This is a genomic window from Marinobacter sp. C7, assembly GCF_022343555.1.
Taxonomy (GTDB): Bacteria; Pseudomonadota; Gammaproteobacteria; order Pseudomonadales; family Oleiphilaceae; genus Marinobacter.
Window position 1 is genome coordinate 80,159 of sequence record NZ_JAKQZH010000006.1, and the last position, 17,257, is coordinate 97,415.

A 17,257-nucleotide genomic window follows, 5' to 3' on the forward strand; every position below is an offset into this window, starting at 1 on the left:
GCTCTGTTGTTCTTATGGCGTATTCAGGAAAATCGCTAATCTGACTATAATTCACGCTGGTCGAAATGGTATTTGATGGGACAAATACTAGAAACTACACCAAGGTATTATAGAGCTTTTACTATAGCAGCAATGATATGACCGACTTTCCCCCTGATACGGTATTTAGTTTGCCTGAGGCCGACCCGCAACCCGGCTTGATCGTTGACCATGCCGGAACCCTGCTCAAGGCCAGCCGGAGCGCCATCGATCTGGCCAGCAATGCAGGCCTGGAAAGCGTGGAGGGGCTGCTTCCGGTCAATACACAGGCGCTGATTCATTCGTCGCTGCAGCAAAACCGGGCCATCGAGAATGTCGAATCCAGAATACCCGGTCACATTCTGCTCTGGACCCTGGTACCGGATCTGGAAACCGGTCGGGTACTCCTGCGGGGCCGGGATGCCACCGAGGAGGTTCGTACCCGGGAGGAGGCCGTACAGTCCAACCGTCTGTACCGGCTTATCACCGAAAACACCACCGACCTGATTTCCCGCCACGCCCCGGATGGCCGGTTTATCGATGCGACACCCGCGTCATGGCGGCTGCTGGGCTACTGGCCGGAGGAGCTGCGTGGCAAACCGCTGGAGGAGGTGTTCCGGGGCGATCATGTGGCCGAGCAACTGGCGGAAACCCGCAACCGACTGCGAGACGACGGATACGCCACCATGACCCTGGAAATCCTGCATCGGGATGGCAGCAAACGCTGGTTCGAGATTGCCAGCCGTGCCATCCGTGAGACCTATACCGGCGCGGTGGTGGAAGTCATCAGCGTGTCCCGAGACATCACCGCCCGGGTGGAGTCCGAAGAAAGCAACCGTCGACTCGCCGAAGAACTGGCCCATGCGGCGCGGCTTGCGACCCTGGGCGAACTCGCGTCGAGCATCGCTCACGAGATGAATCAGCCGCTGGCAACGATTGTCAATTTTGCCAGCGCCAGCCAGCGCTACCTGAAAAATGCCCGCAGCAACCCCCAATGCCTCGATCGGGTGGATGATGGCCTGCAAAAAATAGTTCACCATGCCAATCGCGCCTCGGAAGTAATCAAACGTCTTCGGGCCTTTCTGCGCAAGGGCCAGAAACGGACCGCTCCGATCGCACTCAACGATGTGGTCAGCAACGTGGCCCGTTTGTGCCAGTGGGAAGCGGACAAGAACCGGGTCCGGATCCGGGAACGGCTGTGCGACGCCGCTCCGGTCATCACCGCCGACCCGGTGTTGCTCGAACAGGTCCTGATCAATCTCATCCGCAACGGCATCGAAGCCACGGTCGAGTCCCGGCAAACGGACAACCCCGACCAGGGAGGCCCTGCCGAGATCACGCTGACCACCTGTATCAATGATTGCAACGAGACCCTGATCGAGGTCACCGACCAGGGCACCGGGCTGAGCGAGCAGGAAATTCGCCAGATGTTCCAGCCCTTCTACACCAGCAAGCCCCACGGCCTCGGGCTTGGCCTGTCCATGAGCCGCTCCATCATCGAGGGTTTCGGCGGCTTCCTCGATGCAAGACTGGCGGAAACCGGGGGCCTGACCCTCACCTGCCGGTTCCCGGCCAGCGGATACAAGAACAAGACTGCGATAACGGAGATTTCCCGGAATGAATGAATCACCCAGCAACCAGTCGACCACTGTTTACGTGGTCGACGACGATGCCGGCATGCTCGAGTCGACCCAATGGCTGCTCGAATCCGTGGGGCTGAGGGTTGAGGCCTACAGCGACGGCCGGAAATTCCTCGATGCCGTGGGCCACACCAACGCCGGCTGCGTTGTCCTGGATGTCCGGATGCCCGGGCTCGGCGGCCTCAACGTTCAGGAAGAACTGCAAAAGCGGGGGCTGGAGGTGCCGATCATTTTCGTCTCCGGCCATGCCGATGTGCCCATTGTGGTCCGGGCTTTCAAATCCGGTGCCTTTGACTTCATCGAGAAACCGTTCAACGAGCAGCTTCTTCTGGACAGCGTCCAGCAAGCCCTGCAGGAAAGGCAAACCGGCCAGCGCTTCCTCGGCAATGCCCGGACCGAGGCACTGATCGACACCCTCACCCGGCGCGAGCGGGACGTCTTCCTGCCCCTGGCCCAGGGGTATACCAGCCGTGAGATTGCCGATCAGCTCGGGGTCAGCGTCAAGACCATCGACCTGTACCGGGCCAGGGTCATGAAACGCCTTGGGGCCGAGCGACTGCCGGACGTGACCGGCATCGCCATTGCCGCCGGGTTTGTCGATCCACTCGATCTGCGCCGGGGACGCTAGCGCGTCAACTCCTCGTGGACCAGGGCGCCCAGCCTGGCGACCGCCTTTTCGATGGTGCCCGTCCAGGGATTCCCGCCATTCAGACGAAGGCAGTTATCGAACTTGTTGGTCGTCGAGAACATCAGCCCCGGGGCCACGTTGATGTTCTCCGCCCTTGCCCGCTGGTAGACCTCCGTACCGGATACGCCCTCCGGTAACTGGACCCACAAGACAAATCCGCCCTGGGGCCGGCTCACGGCCGTTCCGTCCGGGAACGCCCGGGCCACCGCGGATCGCATCCGTTCGGTGGCGTCCCGGTAGTGCTGCCGTGCCGACCGGAGGTAGCGGTCGTAACCGCCCTGCTCCAGGAAGTGGGCAACCGCCAGCTGGGGAATCGAGGACGTTGCCAGGTTGAAGAAGTATTTGTGCTGGCGGGCGCTGGCCATGTGGCGGCCGGGTATCATCCAGCCCAATCGCAGACCCGGAGAAATGGTCTTGGAAAACGAACTGCAATAGATGACGTTGTCAGCCCGGTCAAAGGCCTTCGCCGGCCGGGGCCGCTCACCGGAGTGGTACAGGTCGCCGTAGATATCATCTTCGATCAGCGGAACGTTGGCCGCCGCCAGCATGGCCACCAGCTGTTTCTTGCGCTCATCGGACATGCGCGCGCCCATGGGATTGCTGTGATTGGTCACGACAACACAGGCTTTCAGAGGCCACTGCTCAAGCGCCAGCTCCAGCCCCTCCAGGCTCAACCCTTCCGAGGGATGGGTCGGCACTTCAATCACCCGCAGACCCACTACCTCCAGCGCCTGCAGAATGCCGGGGAAAGAAGGCGATTCCACCGCCACGATATCGCCGGGCTGGGTCACCGCTCGCAAGGCCAGAATGATCGCTTCCTGAGCCCCGTTGGTTGCCAGGATGTCGTCAGGTGTTACCGGCACACCGATGGAGGCCATGCGCTGGGCGATCTGCCGGCGGAAGGATTCCTTGCCGGGAAAGGCATAGTCGAGCGTTTCCAGCCCCCGGCGCGCCGCCCAAAGGGTGCTTTGCTGGATCTGGCGTAAAGGCAGGTAATCGGGGTGGGGTATGGCGGTTGCCAGTGGCACCATACGTTTCTGCTCGTCGGCACACAGATCCAGGGTCATTTCCCGCGCGGTTACAGGTACCGGCCGGCTGCGGTGCTTTGGCATCTGCGGTTCCGGCACATCCTGAACCGGCAGGCGCACAAAATAGCCACTGCGCTCACGGGCTTGCAGATACCCCCGGGCCTCGAGGGTCTGGTGGGCCTGCAGTACCGTTGAAATGGACACCCCGAACTGCCGACTCAACACCCGAACCCCGGGTAGCCGGTCGCCCTCCCGATAGACCCCTTCCTGGATCAGCGCCTGCAGCTGATCCGCCACCTGGCTGTATAGAACGCCCATGCTCTGTCCCTCCCCATTTTCCGGTTCCAATCCTATTGCACCAGACCCGCACGCCCACCGGGCAGTACAGATCACCGACAAAAGGACCGGTACAGGTGCACGAGCAGCCCATCTGTACCGATTCAAAACAAGATTAACTGAATCTGTTATGGCAGTCAGCAAAACCTGACAATACTCACAAGCTCATTGAAGAAGGAGTTTCACCATGGGATCCGCAACCGTTCCAACCCGGCAATCAGCCGCTGCGGTCCTGCTCCCGGATATCCCTGCCCCAACCCGCAAGGATCTCCTCGGACTGGCAGCACCTGCCCAGCCCTTCGGCACTCCCCGACCGGACGTCACCCGGAAATGGCTGGAAAACCTCGGTTTCACCATCAACCGGACAACCCGCGGGCACTGGATACTGACGCTCGGACACCCGACGCCGGAGATTCATCTCTACAGCGAAGGAGAGCTGGAGCAGTTTGCCAGGTACAAGGCTCATGATTACGCTGACCGCATACTCGAGGAGACAGACAGATGATGCATCCGATCTTTCAGGTCGACGCCTTCACCGACCGTGTTTTTGGCGGCAACCCGGCTGCTGTCATGCCGCTGGACAACTGGCTGCCGGATGAAGCCCTGCGGGCTCTGGCCATGGAAAACAACCTTTCCGAAACCGCGTTTCTGGTCCGGCTACAGGAAGGGGACGATGCCGACTTTCACATCCGCTGGTTCACGCCCACCGTGGAAGTGCCGCTGTGCGGCCATGCCACGCTGGCCAGCGCCTGGGTGATTTTCAACAAGCTGGGCTGGTCCGGGGACCGCATCAGCCTGCGCTCAAAAAGCGGCAACCTGGGTGTTCGCAGGGACAATGACTGGCTCGTGCTTGACTTCCCCAACCTGGGTTTCGAGGAACGGGAAACGCCCGACATCGTCCGTGAGGCCCTCGAGGGCGCGCCTGAGAGGGCCTTCTACGTTCCTAACGACACCAACTACATGGTGGTACTGGAAAACGAAGCGGCCGTCCGGTCGGCACAACCGGACATCCGTAAGCTCAAGACCCTCGGTAACCAGGGGCTGATCGTCACTGCCCGGGGCGAGCAATGCGACTTCGTCAGCCGCTATTTTGCCCCGGGTGCCGGAATCGACGAAGATCCGGTGACCGGGTCCATCCACAGCGTGCTGGTCCCCTACTGGGCGAGTCAGCTGGGCAAGTCCGCTCTCGAGGCCAGGCAGCTTTCCGCCCGGGGCGGCGTGCTGCGCTGTGAATTGAAGGGTGACCGCGTTGATATTGCCGGCCAGGCCGCGTTCTTCATGGAAGGTTCCGTACACCTACCGTGAGGCTGGTATACTGCCCGCCGTTCACTCCGACCGGCGGGCAGCAATGACAGCAACATCAGCATCCCACTATGACGCAATCATCATCGGCGCTGGCGCCGCCGGCCTCATGTGCGCCGCCACCGTGGGCTACCGCGGGCGCCGTGTGCTGGTCATCGATCACGCCAACAAGCCCGGAAAGAAGATCCTGATGTCCGGTGGCGGACGCTGCAATTTCACCAACCTGAACAGCACGCCCGCCAATTTTCTGTCAGATAATCCGCATTACTGCATTTCGGCGCTGAAACGTTATACCCCCCAGGATTTTCTGGACCTGGTGGACCGCCACGGAATCGAGCATGAGGAGAAAACCCCCGGGCAACTCTTCTGCAGGGACAGCGCCAAAGACATCCTGAACATGCTGCTGACCGAGTGTGAATGGGCAGGAGCGGAAGTCCGGCTGAAGACGACTGTCAATGCCGTCAGCGACACCGATACCGGCTATCGTCTCAAGACTGGCAGTGGCGTATTGACCTGCGAATCCCTGGTGATAGCCACCGGCGGACTCTCCATTCCTACCATGGGCGCCACCGGGTTCGGTTACGACATCGCCCGGCAGTTCGGCCTCAGGGTACTGCCGACCCGGGCGGGCCTGGTGCCGTTCACGCTCCAGCCGGCACTGAAAGATCAACTCGCGCCCCTCTCCGGCATCAGCTGCCCGGTCGATGCGAGCTGCCACGAACAACATTTCCGGGAGCCGATGCTGGTGACCCACCGGGGCCTGAGCGGCCCGGCGATGCTGCAGATTTCCAGCTACTGGCACCCCGGCGACGACATCAGCATCAACCTGCTCCCAACCTGCCGAATCCAGGACGACCTGACGAATCTGCGAAAGCAAAAACCAGAATCGACGGTGGCCCATTATCTGGCTGAACGTCTCCCCAAACGTTTCGCACAGGCCTTCAGCGAACTCCAGGGCTGGTCCGGACCTTTACAGGGGTACAAGAACGCGGACATCGAGCGGGTCGCACACACACTCGGAGCCTGGAACATCAGGCCGGCGGGAACCGAAGGCTATCGGACGGCGGAGGTCACTCTGGGCGGCGTTGACACCCGCCAGCTTTCCTCGAAAACCATGGCGGTCCAGGAACGGCCGAACCTGTTCTTTATCGGTGAAGTGGTGGACGTTACGGGCCACCTGGGCGGCCACAATTTCCAGTGGGCCTGGGCGTCCGCGGTTGCCGCCGGGAACGTCGCATGAAGACAGGGGATCAGCTCACCCGCCGGTAACCGCCCTCCAGGCCGTTCCTGGATAGCACCCATTGCCACAACTGGATATCCCGGGCCCGGAATGCGCCTGCACAGGAAAGCAGGTAATACTCCCACATCCTGTAGAAACGCTTACCAAGCTGCTCCCGGAACTGTGGCCATGCTGCCCTGAAGTTGTCGTACCATGCCATCAGGGTCCGGTCATAGTCGGCGCCGAAATTGTGCAGGTCCTCCAACACAAAGAGGCCTTCGATGGCTTGGCTCATCTGGCTCAGCGAGGGTAACTCCCCGTTGGGAAAGATGTACTTGTCGATCCACGGATCAGACCCGGGGGAATGGTCGTTGCTGCCGATGGTGTGCAGCAGGAACAGGCCACCGTCCCTCAGGCAACGGTGCGCCACTTCCATGTAGGTGCGGTAGTTCTTGCGCCCGACATGCTCGAACATGCCGATACTGACCACCCGGTCAAACGTCTCGTTCACCTCCCGGTAGTCCTGCAGCCGGAATTCCAGTGGCAGGTCCGGATAATGGTCACGGGCCCATGCTGCCTGCTCTTTGGAGATGGTCACCCCGACACACTCGACACCATAGTGCTCGGCGGCATAGCCCATAAAACTACCCCAGCCACAGCCGATGTCGAGAATCCGCATTCCCGGTTCCAACTTGAGCTTCTGACAGATCAGGTCGAGCTTCGCTTCCTGGGCCTGCTCCAGGTTGCTGGCGTTTTTCCAGTAACCACAGGTGTAGGTCATCCGGGAGTCGAGCATCGCGCCATAGAACGCGTTGCCCAGATCGTAGTGCTGCTCGCCCACCTGCCAGGAGCGCCGCACACCCTGCCGGTTGAACAACTTCGCCCTGAGTCCGTGAAAAATGACGCGGGAAGGCCGTACCTTGTGGTGCAGGCGCGCCCGCAGCAGGCGATGAAAGAACTCGTCGAGCCGGTCACAGTCCCAGTCACCGTCCATATAGCTCTCGCCGAGCCCCAGATTTCCCCGGGCAAACACACGCTCAGCTACGCCGGACGCTTTCAGCCGCATATCCCATGGGGATTGACCGTCCAGGCGGATGCCTGCCTCGGTCAGGAGTTCGGCCATGTAACGTTCGGATGCGGGCGCCTTTCGCTCCCGATGGTTGCTCAGGCGCTGGTTCGATGCAACTTGAGGCAAAACCACTCCTCCCTTCCAGATCCGGAACAAGCGCACCAGCGCGGTTGCCGTGAAAAAGAAAGTTCCGCTATTGATAACGATAGTCAAAAATCGGGAGGGCGGGGTTTGGATTTATCAATAATAACAATAGCCGGGGCGTCTGCCCCGGCAGAGGAACACTCAGGACGGGGATCAGCGCAGAATTACCAGCGGCCTCTGCGCTGTCTTGAGCATGGTTGTCGTGGTGCTGCCCACGAGGAACTGACGAATGCGGGAGTGGCCGTAAGCCCCCATTACCAGAATATCGATGTCGTGCTCGTCCTGGTATTGATGGAGGGCAGGCTCAACGTCGCCGGCGCGGATCGCCAGGGTGACCTCGGCCCCAAGCCCGGAAAGCATGGTTTCCGCTTTTTTCAGCTGCTCCCAGCGATCATTGGTGTCGGCACCAACCATCACCAAGTGCAGAGGCATGCCCTTCAGTACCGGGCTGCCGGCAAGGAGCTCGACGCCTTTGAAGGCGGTTGCACTGCCATCGAAGGCCAGCATGGCACTCTTGGGCTCCGAGTATTCGTCCGGGACCAGGAGAATGGGCCGGTGGACACTGCGGATCACCGTTTCGAGCTGACTACCGATATGAACGTCTCTGTCCGAACTGCTTTCACCATGCAGCCCCATAACCAGCAACCGGGTCTGGCTCTCCAGCGCCAGCAGCGATTCGGTCAGCGCATCATGGCGCTGCCGCTTGGTCACGTCGGTTATTCCGGCCTGTTTAACCCGCTGTTCCGCCTCGTCCAGCAGGTGATGACCGTGTTCCAGGGCCAGTTTTGCCCTTTTGCGGTCCAGCTCTGCCAGTTCATCCAGCAGGTGCTCACGGCTACCAAGGCCAATGCTGCCTGCGAGGTCCGGCTCCGCCGGATAGCGCTCCTCATCCAGAACGTGCAGTAGCATAAGGGGCGCTTCCATATGCCGGCTCGCCCACGCGGCATAATCACAAACCGCTGGAGCCGCGCGGGAACCATCGATACAGGCAACTACGTTCAACATCTCGACCTCATCTTCCTGTGTGTCCGGTGCATTATACTGGTTGGAGGCTCAATGTTTGCAAACACCCGCCATTAAAGTAAAACTCGTACAATCCACCCATCGGAACAGTTGGGCACAAAGTCCCTATCGACTGCACAGTTTGGAGCTCCCGTTCAGACATGGATGATGTAGCCAACCAGTTCATCACCTCCAATCAAACCATTATCAACCTGGCTGTGGCCCTGTTACTCGGTGCAATTATCGGTCTCGAACGGGGCTGGGATGCCCGCGAGCAGAAAGCCGGAGAGCGAATTGCCGGCATCCGGACCTTCGCGCTCATCGGTTTGCTCGGGGGCGTAGCCGGCGTACTGGCCCGGGAAATCACCGAATGGGCCTTCCCGGTCCTGCTGGTCTGTGTCGTGGCCATGGGCATCGTTGCCTACAGCGAGCGTCTGGAACATATCCGAAACTTCAGCATCACGGGCATGGTAGGCATGGTGCTGACGTTCTGTTTCGGCACCATCGCGGTGGTCGTGGATCCGGTCATGGCAACAGCGGCCGCCGTGGTTACTGCCATCATTCTTGATAACAAGGAAGAGATTCACGGCTGGGTCAATAAACTCAAGGCTCACGAACTGGACGCTGCACTCAAGCTGCTGCTGATCTCCGTGGTAATGCTACCGCTGCTTCCCAGCGAGGCCATGGGTCCTGGTGGGGTGCTGAACCCCCGTGAGATCTGGTGGATGGTGGTGATGATTGCCTCCATTTCCTTTGTCGGCTATTTCGCTATCCGGGTGGCAGGCACGCGCCGGGGTATCCTGTTTACCAGTCTCTTTGCCGGTCTCAGCTCCTCCACGGCGCTCACCCTGCATTTCGCACGGCAATCGGCGCGAACGCCGGAGCTGAGTCCGCAATTTGCCACCGGCATCCTGATTGCCTGTGGTACCATGTTTCCCCGTATCCTGGTTTACTGCTTCGTTATCAACCGCGACCTGCTACCCGTACTGATCTGGCCCGTGGTGGCCATGACACTGTTACTTTATGGCCCGGCCCTGCTCATCTGGCGCAACAACTCGGAAAAACTGAAAGTTTCCCAGCCGGCCCTGAACCAGAACCCGCTCGACCTGACATCCGCCCTGGTGTTTGGCCTGCTACTGACAGCGATTCTGCTCCTCGGAGAGTTCCTCAAGAACTGGCTGGGAGACGCGGGTATCTATGTGTTGGCCGCGAGCTCCGGCATTGCTGATGTGGATGCCATCACACTCTCACTCACCCGTATGTCCAATGCTTCCCTGGGAATGACAACCGCGGTCGTTGGCATCGTCCTGGCCGCTGCGGTCAACAACCTTGTGAAATCCGGCATGGCCTGGGGGATTGGTAACCGGCGGCTCGGTGTGCTTGTCGCGGGTCCGATGGTGATTTCTCTGATTGTCGGGCTCTCGATCGCCTGGTTCCAATAAACCCTAGCCCGCCTTGCGGAACGTCAGGTTGTAACGGCAAGCACCTGTGAGAGGGTGGTCACCGGCCTTCAGGGTCAACACACCGTGGTAATTCCGCCGGACCTTGCCACCCCAGACCACCACATCGCCATGGCCGAGCGGCACCCGCACCGGCCGGTCACCGCGGCGGGGGCCGCCAAACTGAAACACCATCGGCAATCCCAGTGACACGGACACAATGGGCTGACTGAAATCCCTCTCGTCCCGGTCCTGATGCAGCCCCATTTTCGAGCCTCGCCGGTAACGGTTGATCAGGCAGGCATCCGGGACGAAATCGTCGAAGCCTGCTGCCGCAGCCGCCTCCGAGGCAAGCTCCAGAAACAGCGGCGGCATGCGCGGCCACGACTGCCCGGTTACAGGATCCCGGGCCTCGTACCGATAACCCCGCCGATCAGTGACCCAGCCCAGCTCACCACAACAGGTCATCGCGGCAGACATGCTATGTCCCCCCGGGGTTTCCATGTGCCGGAACGGCGACTTCGCCGCGACCTGATCAATGGCAGCGAGCAATGCCCCACTGATCCCGGTTGCGAACCCCCTGAGCACCACGGCGCCATCAACAATGGTTTCAAGACCCGGCTCGCTGGCCTCGTCATCAAACAGATCAAAGTTCATAACTCACGACTTTTTATGACAAAACCGGAAAATTCCGCATTTACAGTCTACCCTGTTAACGGGTTTTCAATTAAGGACGACCGATGTACCCGAAGAGCCAGTCGGCCCAGATTTCCCTGGCTTTACTGATTGCCTCAGCCATTACCTCGGGAATGCTGGTACTGGCGATGGTTCTGCTGGGGCAGAGTTTTCGTGGCATGGAGAGCGCCAAGGTGTCGGCAGCCAGTGCAGCCGCACGGCAGTTGGCGGTCAGCGTGGATGATCGCATCCGTGCCATAACCGCCCCACCCTCAACCGCTCTTGCAGTTCTCAGCCACGATCCGCTGGCCTCGAGCCAGACCAACGCCGCTCGCCTTCAACGGCTCAACGTGCTCGCCGACATACTTCAGAGCAGCGACATCGTCAGTGCGGTATACGCGGGCTGGACCGATGGCGACTTCTTTCTGCTTCGCAAAGTCCGGAGCTCCGGGACCCTGCAGTTTCCCGATGCACCTGACGGCACCGATTACCTGCTGCAGATCGTCAACCGGGAGGCCGGCAGCGTCATCGGCGAGTGGCAATTCTACGATGCCGGGATGAACCTGCTCAGCCGAAGGTCAATGCCCGACTACACCTTTGACCCGAGAACGCGCCCCTGGTTCGAGGCTGCAGCAGACTCGACGACCACCGAGCTCTCAGCGCCGTATGTGTTCTTCACGACACAGGAAACCGGCCTCACGCTCTCCCGTCGAAGCCGCGGCAACGGTTCCGGAGCGGGTGCTGCGATCTTTGGCATAGACGTCACCGTCACCGATCTGAGCGCCCACCTGACGGAACTTCGCCAGACACCAGGCACCCGGATTGCCATCGTCAACCAGGATGGCCAGATACTCGCGGATTCCTCGGGGCAGTCGGAAGCAGGTGCCGTCGTTGCGGCTGTGCTGGAACGGGCCGGTGACAGGATGCACGGGACTCCGGTAACCCTGTTCAACGCCGGTGGCAGGGACTGGTACGGCATCCGGGAGCCCCTGGGTGCGCTGGCAGATGAAAAGTTGCAGGTCGCGGTGGCCATTCCGTCAGACGAACTGCTCGCGGATGTCTGGGCCGCACTGACCCGGCAGACTCTGATCGCTGGTGCCATTGGTCTGGTCCTGCTGGTCGTCGCCTGGTTCCTGGGCCGCCGTGTGGGCCGGCCACTGGAGCGACTGACCGAGCAGGTTGGCCAACTGTCCCGCTTTCGGTTCGATACGCCGGTACACTCCGAGTCCCGCATCACTGAAGCACACCAGCTGGGTGTTGCGCTGGATGACATGTCCAGCACCATTCACAGCTTCCAGAGCATTGCGTCCGTCCTGAACCGGGGCCAGGATCTCAACCAGCTGCTAAAAGACATTCTGGAGCAGATCGTCCACATCGTTGGCCAGGAACGCGGGGGGATCTACCTGTTCAGCAAGCAGGAAAAGGAACTGCGCCTGGCGGTAGACAGACACACCGGGCTTCCGCAGCGCCTGTCGGGTATAAAGCCCGGCATTGATGACAGTGACCTGATCCGGGAACTCCGACAACACATCGTTGGCCACCCCGTGTTCGCGGTTTTGCGCAATCGCCGGAAGCAACTCGTGGGTGTGCTGGTGATCGAAATGGAACACGGGGACCACACCCACCTGAGCGATGACCTTATCGTCTTTGTTGACGAAATTGCCGGTTCCGCAGCCGTTGCCATCGAAACCCGCGAGCTGCTGGAGAGCCAGCAGGCGCTTCTGGAAGGCATTATCCGGCTGGTAGCCAATGCCATCGACGCCAAATCCCCGTATACCGGCGGACATTGCGAGCGGGTACCCAGACTGGCGCAGATGATTCTGGCAGAAGCCGAAGCCAGTACCGAGGGTCGGTTTGCCGACTTCTCCATGAACGACGACGAACGCCACGAGTTCGAACTGGCGGCCTGGCTCCACGATTGCGGCAAGATCACCAGCCCGGAATACGTCGTCGACAAGGCGGTAAAGCTGGAAACCCTGCACAACCGCATTCATGAGATTCGCACCCGCTTCGAGGTGCTGCACCGGGATGCCGAAATTACCTACCTGAGAGCCCTGATTAATGGTGAGGGTGAAACCGTTGCCCGCGAGCAGCGCAATCACGCGCGGGACCGTTTACAGGAGGAGTTCGCCTTCCTGGCGCAGGCCAACAAGGGGGGCGAATCCATGAGTAACGAGGATATCGGGCGCATCCGCGCCATCGGCCAGCAGACCTGGCAGCGACATTTCAGCGACCGCGTCGGGCTGTCCTCGGATGAACAGCAAAGACTGGCCGGTGTGCCGGAACAGGCGCTGCCAGCAACCGAGTGTCTGTTGGCCGACAAGCCCGAGCATCTCCAGCCATGGGGCGACCACCGTCCGCCGGTGGAAAAAGACGACCCCCGGAACGTCTGGGGCTTCGACATGAAACTGCCGGAGCATGCCTACAACCGTGGCGAGATCCACAACCTGACCGTCGCAAAGGGCACTCTCACGGACGAGGAACGGTTCAAGATCAACGAGCACATTGTGCAGACCATCTGCATGCTTGATGCCCTGCCACTGCCCGACCGGCTCGCCAACGTACCCCGCCTGGCCGGCACGCACCATGAGCGGATGGATGGTCGGGGATATCCCTGTGGCCTGACCGCCGATCAGATGGGCATCCCGGAGCGAATCATGGCCGTCGCCGACGTGTTCGAGGCACTGACCGCTGTCGACCGGCCCTACAAAGAGGGAAAGACCCTCACCGAGGCGCTGGCTATCATGTCAGGCATGGTGAATAACGGCCACATCGATCATGAGACCTTTGAGCTGTTTGTCCGCTCCGGTACCTACCGGCGGTATGCCGAACAACACCTTCGACCGGAACAGATCGATCAGGTGGATGAAAGCCTGTTCGTGAATCGGCACTGAAAACCACGTATATTCTCAAGTCATATTTTCGCTGGACCAAGGACAACCTGATGCTGTTTGCAATCATTATTGGCGGCCTGATTGGCTATGCATTCGGAAAATTCACGGGATTTCTCATCGGTGCCGCCATCGGTGCGTTTCTCTTCAACCGCGCCAAAGCCCGCCTGATCGGCAAACTCCAGAACATCCAGAGTGGATTCCTGGAATCGGTTTTTGCGGTCATGGGCGCGCTTTGCAAGGCTGACGGAGTGGTCACCCGGGATGAGATCCAGATGGCGGAATCCATGTTTGCGCGTTTCCGGCTGAATCATAAGCAGCGGGAGGCAGCCAAACAGGCCTTCAACCGGGGCAAATCGGCGGATTTCGATCTGGATGCCGAGCTGGACCGGTTCGTACGGATGAGCGCCCGCCAGCCGGCCCTGCTGCAGATGTTCCTGCAAGTACAGGTGTCCGCGGTGGCTGCGGACGGTGTGATCCATCCGGAAGAGCACCAGATGCTGGTGCGCATAGCCCGCAGGCTGGGGCTGCCGGAAAGCCAGGTAGACCAGCTGGAAGCCATGTTGCGCGGTGCCCATGCCGGCCAGGCGGGCGCAGGTCAGCGTTCCACCAGCGACCAACTCGACGATGCCTACAAGGCACTGGGCGTGTCACCCTCGGCCAGTGACGAGGAAATCAAGAAGGCCTACCGCAAACTGATGAGCGAGAACCATCCGGACAAACTGGCCGGCAAGGGGTTGCCAGAGAGCATGCGGGAAATGGCCGAGGAACGGACCCGCGAAATCAGCCACGCCTATGACGTGATCAAGGACGCCCGCAAAAAAGCCGGTTAACCCTCAGAACCAGCGCGGCACCCGATTCCGGTATTGCTCGTAGGCATCACCGAACTGCCGTGCCAGCGCCGCTTCCTCCTCGTGTGCCTGCCTCACAATCACGGTGACCCCGGTTATCAGACACACCAGCGAAAACACACTGGGCAGCGCCAGAAAGAAGCCGAGCTGACCGGCCATGACGGCCACGAACAACGGATTGCGGCTGCGGGCGAACGGACCTTCCGTCAGAAGTTTCTGGCGCCCCGCCCCGGCCTCATCAATGCCGGAGCGCCAGTCCTCATGCATGTACGCCTGCAGGTAATTCACGCCGGCGAAGGACGCCAGCAGCACCAGCATACCCACGAGCAGGACGGGCCAATGGTACAGCGGGCCAAATACCCCCAGCCACGGATCAATGTCCGCAAACACCCGTACCACGCAAACGCCCAGGATTGCCGCACGGAACAGGTTGAAGGTATGGCGATGCCACCAGGGCGCGGAGCCACGCTTACCATAATTGATATGGGAAAACCTGAGCCGGTCATAGAGGCCGAGAGTGCGGCCGGCAAATTGCAGGCCGATCATCAGGAAAAAGATACCCAGAAAATGCCTGACCAGCGGTTCGATGGGGTCCATGGGGTGCGCTTACTGCAGAATTGACCTGCAAGCTTATTATCTGAAACCACTCATGAAAAGAGTCTTTTTAGTTCCTTAAATGACATGTCGTCACGTTATGGAATCAGCTAGAGTGCGAAAAGATTCCTGAAGGAGCTCCACCCCATGTACAACCCAGACGTTCCAGAGACGATCCACGCCTTTTCCGATGATGCCCTCGGCCATGAGGATGCAACCGGGCTCGCGCAGAGACTCCGCCGCCGGCAAGTCTCCAATGCCGAAGTAACGGAGGCGGCAATCCGGCGGGCCCGGAAGGTGGAGCCGGAATTGAACAGCGTCGTCACCGAGCATTATGACCAGGCGATGGATGCGGCCAGACGGCTGGACAGGGAACCGCCCGGAGGTAACCCCGGATTTTTCCGGGGGGTGCCCACCTTTATCAAGGACAACCTCAACGTGGCGGGGCTACCCACTCGCCATGGCTCGGCGGCCATACCGTCCGGCAGGGCCATGCACACCAGCCCCTTTGCCCAGCAAATGCTGGTTCAGGGTTACGTTTGCCTTGGCAAGAGCTCGATGCCCGAGTTCGGTTTCAACGCCACGACCGAACCGGCTCACGCTCTGCCAACCCGCAACCCCTGGAATCTCTCCTACTCTACCGGTGCGTCCTCCGGCGGATCAGCCGCGCTGGTGGCCGCCGGCGTGGTTCCGGTTGCCCACGCCAATGATGGCGGAGGTTCGATTCGTATTCCGGCGGCCTGCTGTGGACTGGTGGGACTCAAACCGACCCGGGGACGTCTGGTGGATAACGATGCGGTTCACTCCCTGCCAATCAATATCATCAGTGATGGCATCGTGAGCCGATCCGTCAGGGACACAGCGAATTTCCTGGCCGAAGCGGAGCTCTGGTTCCAGAGCCCGAAGCTGCCCCCCGTTGGCCGGGTTGAGGGGCCCTCGGGCCGACAGCTGCGTATCGGACTGGTGCTTGATTCGATCAATGGCCACCGTACCGATGACGTGACCCGCAAAGCCGTGGAGGATACCGCCCGGCATCTGGAACGCCTGGGGCATCAGGTTGTTCCGGTTGCTGTGCCGGTGTCCGAGAGCTTCCCGGATGACTTTGCCCTGTACTGGGCGTTGCTCGCCTTCGGCGTGAAAGCCAACGGTCACAAGCTGCTCAATCCGGAGTTCGATAAACACAGGGTGGACGGCCTCACCAACGGCCTTGCAAAGATGTTCAAGAGCAACTTCTGGCGCCTGCCCGGTGCCTTGTGGCGGCTCAGACGCTCAACGAGGGATTATGCCCGGGCCATGACCGGCTACGATGCGGTGCTGACCCCGGTACTGGGGCATACCACCCCGCCCCTGGGACACCTCAGCCCCGATGTGCCCTTTGAAACCCTCTTTGAACGACTGACCCGGTATGTCAATTTCACGCCACTGGCCAATGCCACCGGTGCACCGGCTATTTCGCTGCCGGCAGCGCTGACGGATGACAACCTGCCCGTCTCCGTTCAGCTGATGGGCAAGCACGGCGGCGAATCCACCTTGCTGGACCTCGCCTATGCCCTGGAGGCGGAACAGCCCTGGCCCGGACTCTGGCAGCAGGGCAGGCAGGCTCAGGCCGAAGCAGCCGCTTCAGTGGGCCGGTAACGAAAGTCCGGGAATATCGACATTACCCGCAGGAAACTCTCCTCCAGCGGGGCGTCGAAGATCATCCTTTTGCCGGTGACCGGATGGGCAAAAGCCATCCGGGTGGCGGCCAGCATCAGCCGCCCTTCCCCGAAACGTTCGGCAAAGTATCGGTTATGACGCCCGCGTCCGTGGTTGGCGTCGCCAATGATCGGGTGACTGATGTGCTTCATGTGACGGCGCAGCTGGTGTTTGCGGCCGGTTTCCGGAAACAGCTCCACCATGGCGTAGCGGCTGCTCGGGTATTTCTCGATGGCCACCGGAATCTCGGTGGTGGCCAGGGTTTGGTAACGGGTCCGCGCCCCCCGGACCGGTTGTTCAAGTCCTTTCAACCGGCGGTCCTCCGGTTCTTCCCGGAGTGGGTGGTCGATGTCACCCTCGGCAGGTGGCCAGCCACGAACCATCGCCAGATAGGTCTTGCTCACTTCCCCTGACATCATGGCCAGCCCGAGAATCCGCGCGGTCTCCGGATCACGGGCAAAGACAAGGACGCCCGAGGTGGGCCGGTCCAGACGGTGAACCGGGTAGACGTGATTGCCACCGTTCAGGGCTCGGGCATACTGCAGGGCAAACTCGGTTTCATGCTTGTCGATCGGACTGCGATGTACCAGAAGACCGGCCGGCTTGTGGACCACAAGCAACTGCTCGTCGCGGTAGATTTCCAGGAGTGGGTTGTCTTTTGCCATG

Annotated in this window: 15 protein-coding genes; 9 read left to right on the plus strand and 6 right to left on the minus strand. The window is 60.6% G+C overall.

The window, feature by feature from the left end:
* The first annotated feature begins 137 nt into the window (after positions 1–137).
* The gene (locus MD273_RS17965) at positions 138–1,643 is read left to right on the plus strand and encodes a sensor histidine kinase (protein ID WP_239039167.1); all 1,506 of its coding nucleotides are present in this window, start codon (positions 138–140) and stop codon (positions 1,641–1,643) included.
* Entirely contained in the window at positions 1,636–2,286 is a 651-nt protein-coding gene (locus MD273_RS17970) for a response regulator transcription factor (protein WP_239039168.1), read from the plus strand. The genes MD273_RS17965 and MD273_RS17970 overlap by 8 nt, the downstream gene beginning before the upstream one ends.
* On the opposite strand, the gene MD273_RS17975 is transcribed toward MD273_RS17970, so the two are convergent.
* The gene (locus tag MD273_RS17975) at positions 2,283–3,692 is read right to left on the minus strand and encodes an aminotransferase-like domain-containing protein (RefSeq protein WP_239039169.1); all 1,410 of its coding nucleotides are present in this window, start codon (positions 3,690–3,692) and stop codon (positions 2,283–2,285) included. The genes MD273_RS17970 and MD273_RS17975 overlap by 4 nt on opposite strands.
* Positions 3,693–3,897: 205 nt before the next feature.
* On the opposite strand from MD273_RS17975, the gene MD273_RS17980 reads away from it, so the two are divergent.
* From MD273_RS17980 to MD273_RS17990, 3 genes are read left to right on the plus strand one after another with little or no spacing between them, the layout of a single operon-like run.
* Positions 3,898–4,215, plus strand: coding sequence for a hypothetical protein (locus tag MD273_RS17980; protein WP_239039170.1), 318 nt, complete (start codon positions 3,898–3,900; stop codon positions 4,213–4,215).
* Positions 4,212–5,015, plus strand: a complete 804-nt coding sequence (locus tag MD273_RS17985) for a PhzF family phenazine biosynthesis protein (RefSeq protein ID WP_239039171.1) — start codon at positions 4,212–4,214, stop codon at positions 5,013–5,015. The genes MD273_RS17980 and MD273_RS17985 overlap by 4 nt, the downstream gene beginning before the upstream one ends.
* A 43-nt stretch (positions 5,016–5,058) precedes the next feature.
* The gene (locus MD273_RS17990) at positions 5,059–6,252 is read left to right on the plus strand and encodes a BaiN/RdsA family NAD(P)/FAD-dependent oxidoreductase (protein WP_239039172.1); all 1,194 of its coding nucleotides are present in this window, start codon (positions 5,059–5,061) and stop codon (positions 6,250–6,252) included.
* 10 nt (positions 6,253–6,262) lie between these two features.
* On the opposite strand, the gene cfa is transcribed toward MD273_RS17990, so the two are convergent.
* Together cfa and MD273_RS18000 are read right to left on the minus strand one after the other, a co-directional pair.
* On the minus strand, positions 6,263–7,426 hold the full coding sequence (cfa, locus tag MD273_RS17995; RefSeq protein ID WP_502846075.1) for a cyclopropane fatty acyl phospholipid synthase: 1,164 nt from the start codon (positions 7,424–7,426) through the stop codon (positions 6,263–6,265).
* A 171-nt stretch (positions 7,427–7,597) separates the two neighbouring features.
* Entirely contained in the window at positions 7,598–8,449 is an 852-nt protein-coding gene (locus MD273_RS18000; RefSeq protein ID WP_239039173.1) for a universal stress protein, read from the minus strand.
* Between the two features lie 158 nt (positions 8,450–8,607).
* On the opposite strand from MD273_RS18000, the gene MD273_RS18005 reads away from it, so the two are divergent.
* The gene (locus tag MD273_RS18005; protein ID WP_239039174.1) at positions 8,608–9,888 is read left to right on the plus strand and encodes an MgtC/SapB family protein; all 1,281 of its coding nucleotides are present in this window, start codon (positions 8,608–8,610) and stop codon (positions 9,886–9,888) included.
* A 3-nt stretch (positions 9,889–9,891) separates the two neighbouring features.
* Here the strand turns inward: MD273_RS18005 and alkB are convergent, their stop codons facing one another.
* Positions 9,892–10,542 carry a DNA oxidative demethylase AlkB gene (gene alkB, locus MD273_RS18010; protein WP_239039175.1) on the minus strand — a complete coding sequence of 217 codons (651 nt, stop codon included), beginning with the start codon at positions 10,540–10,542 and terminating at the stop codon, positions 9,892–9,894.
* An 83-nt stretch (positions 10,543–10,625) separates the two neighbouring features.
* On the opposite strand from alkB, the gene MD273_RS18015 reads away from it, so the two are divergent.
* Complete coding sequence (locus tag MD273_RS18015) at positions 10,626–13,454, plus strand: HD domain-containing phosphohydrolase (protein ID WP_239039176.1); 2,829 nt, start codon at positions 10,626–10,628, stop codon at positions 13,452–13,454.
* 50 nt (positions 13,455–13,504) lie between these two features.
* On the plus strand, positions 13,505–14,284 hold the full coding sequence (djlA, locus tag MD273_RS18020) for a co-chaperone DjlA (protein WP_239039177.1): 780 nt from the start codon (positions 13,505–13,507) through the stop codon (positions 14,282–14,284).
* Positions 14,285–14,287: 3 nt separating this feature from the next.
* On the opposite strand, the gene MD273_RS18025 is transcribed toward djlA, so the two are convergent.
* Positions 14,288–14,899, minus strand: a complete 612-nt coding sequence (locus MD273_RS18025) for a methyltransferase family protein (RefSeq protein ID WP_239039178.1) — start codon at positions 14,897–14,899, stop codon at positions 14,288–14,290.
* A gap of 144 nt (positions 14,900–15,043) precedes the next feature.
* Here MD273_RS18025 and MD273_RS18030 point away from each other — a divergent pair, with 144 nt between their 5' ends.
* Positions 15,044–16,531: an amidase gene (locus MD273_RS18030; RefSeq protein WP_239039179.1), complete on the plus strand. Its 1,488-nt coding sequence runs from the start codon at positions 15,044–15,046 to the stop codon at positions 16,529–16,531.
* Here MD273_RS18030 and MD273_RS18035 read toward each other — a convergent pair.
* Positions 16,498–17,256, minus strand: coding sequence for a pseudouridine synthase (locus MD273_RS18035; RefSeq protein WP_239039180.1), 759 nt, complete (start codon positions 17,254–17,256; stop codon positions 16,498–16,500). The two genes, MD273_RS18030 and MD273_RS18035, sit on opposite strands and share 34 nt — an antisense overlap.
* Position 17,257 lies beyond the last annotated feature (1 nt).

Bases quoted from the DNA above. Each gene is read 5' to 3' on its own strand.
- MD273_RS17965 (WP_239039167.1), top strand. From the start codon at position 138: ATGACCGACTTTCCCCCTGATACGGTATTTAGTTTGCCTGAGGCCGAC.
- MD273_RS17970 (WP_239039168.1), top strand. From the start codon at position 1,636: ATGAATGAATCACCCAGCAACCAGTCGACCACTGTTTACGTGGTCGAC.
- MD273_RS17975 (WP_239039169.1), bottom strand. From the start codon at position 3,692: ATGGGCGTTCTATACAGCCAGGTGGCGGATCAGCTGCAGGCGCTGATC.
- MD273_RS17980 (WP_239039170.1), top strand. From the start codon at position 3,898: ATGGGATCCGCAACCGTTCCAACCCGGCAATCAGCCGCTGCGGTCCTG.
- MD273_RS17985 (WP_239039171.1), top strand. From the start codon at position 4,212: ATGATGCATCCGATCTTTCAGGTCGACGCCTTCACCGACCGTGTTTTT.
- MD273_RS17990 (WP_239039172.1), top strand. From the start codon at position 5,059: ATGACAGCAACATCAGCATCCCACTATGACGCAATCATCATCGGCGCT.
- MD273_RS18000 (WP_239039173.1), bottom strand. From the start codon at position 8,449: ATGTTGAACGTAGTTGCCTGTATCGATGGTTCCCGCGCGGCTCCAGCG.
- MD273_RS18005 (WP_239039174.1), top strand. From the start codon at position 8,608: ATGGATGATGTAGCCAACCAGTTCATCACCTCCAATCAAACCATTATC.
- alkB (WP_239039175.1), bottom strand. From the start codon at position 10,542: ATGAACTTTGATCTGTTTGATGACGAGGCCAGCGAGCCGGGTCTTGAA.
- MD273_RS18015 (WP_239039176.1), top strand. From the start codon at position 10,626: ATGTACCCGAAGAGCCAGTCGGCCCAGATTTCCCTGGCTTTACTGATT.
- djlA (WP_239039177.1), top strand. From the start codon at position 13,505: ATGCTGTTTGCAATCATTATTGGCGGCCTGATTGGCTATGCATTCGGA.
- MD273_RS18025 (WP_239039178.1), bottom strand. From the start codon at position 14,899: ATGGACCCCATCGAACCGCTGGTCAGGCATTTTCTGGGTATCTTTTTC.
- MD273_RS18030 (WP_239039179.1), top strand. From the start codon at position 15,044: ATGTACAACCCAGACGTTCCAGAGACGATCCACGCCTTTTCCGATGAT.
- MD273_RS18035 (WP_239039180.1), bottom strand. From the start codon at position 17,256: ATGGCAAAAGACAACCCACTCCTGGAAATCTACCGCGACGAGCAGTTG.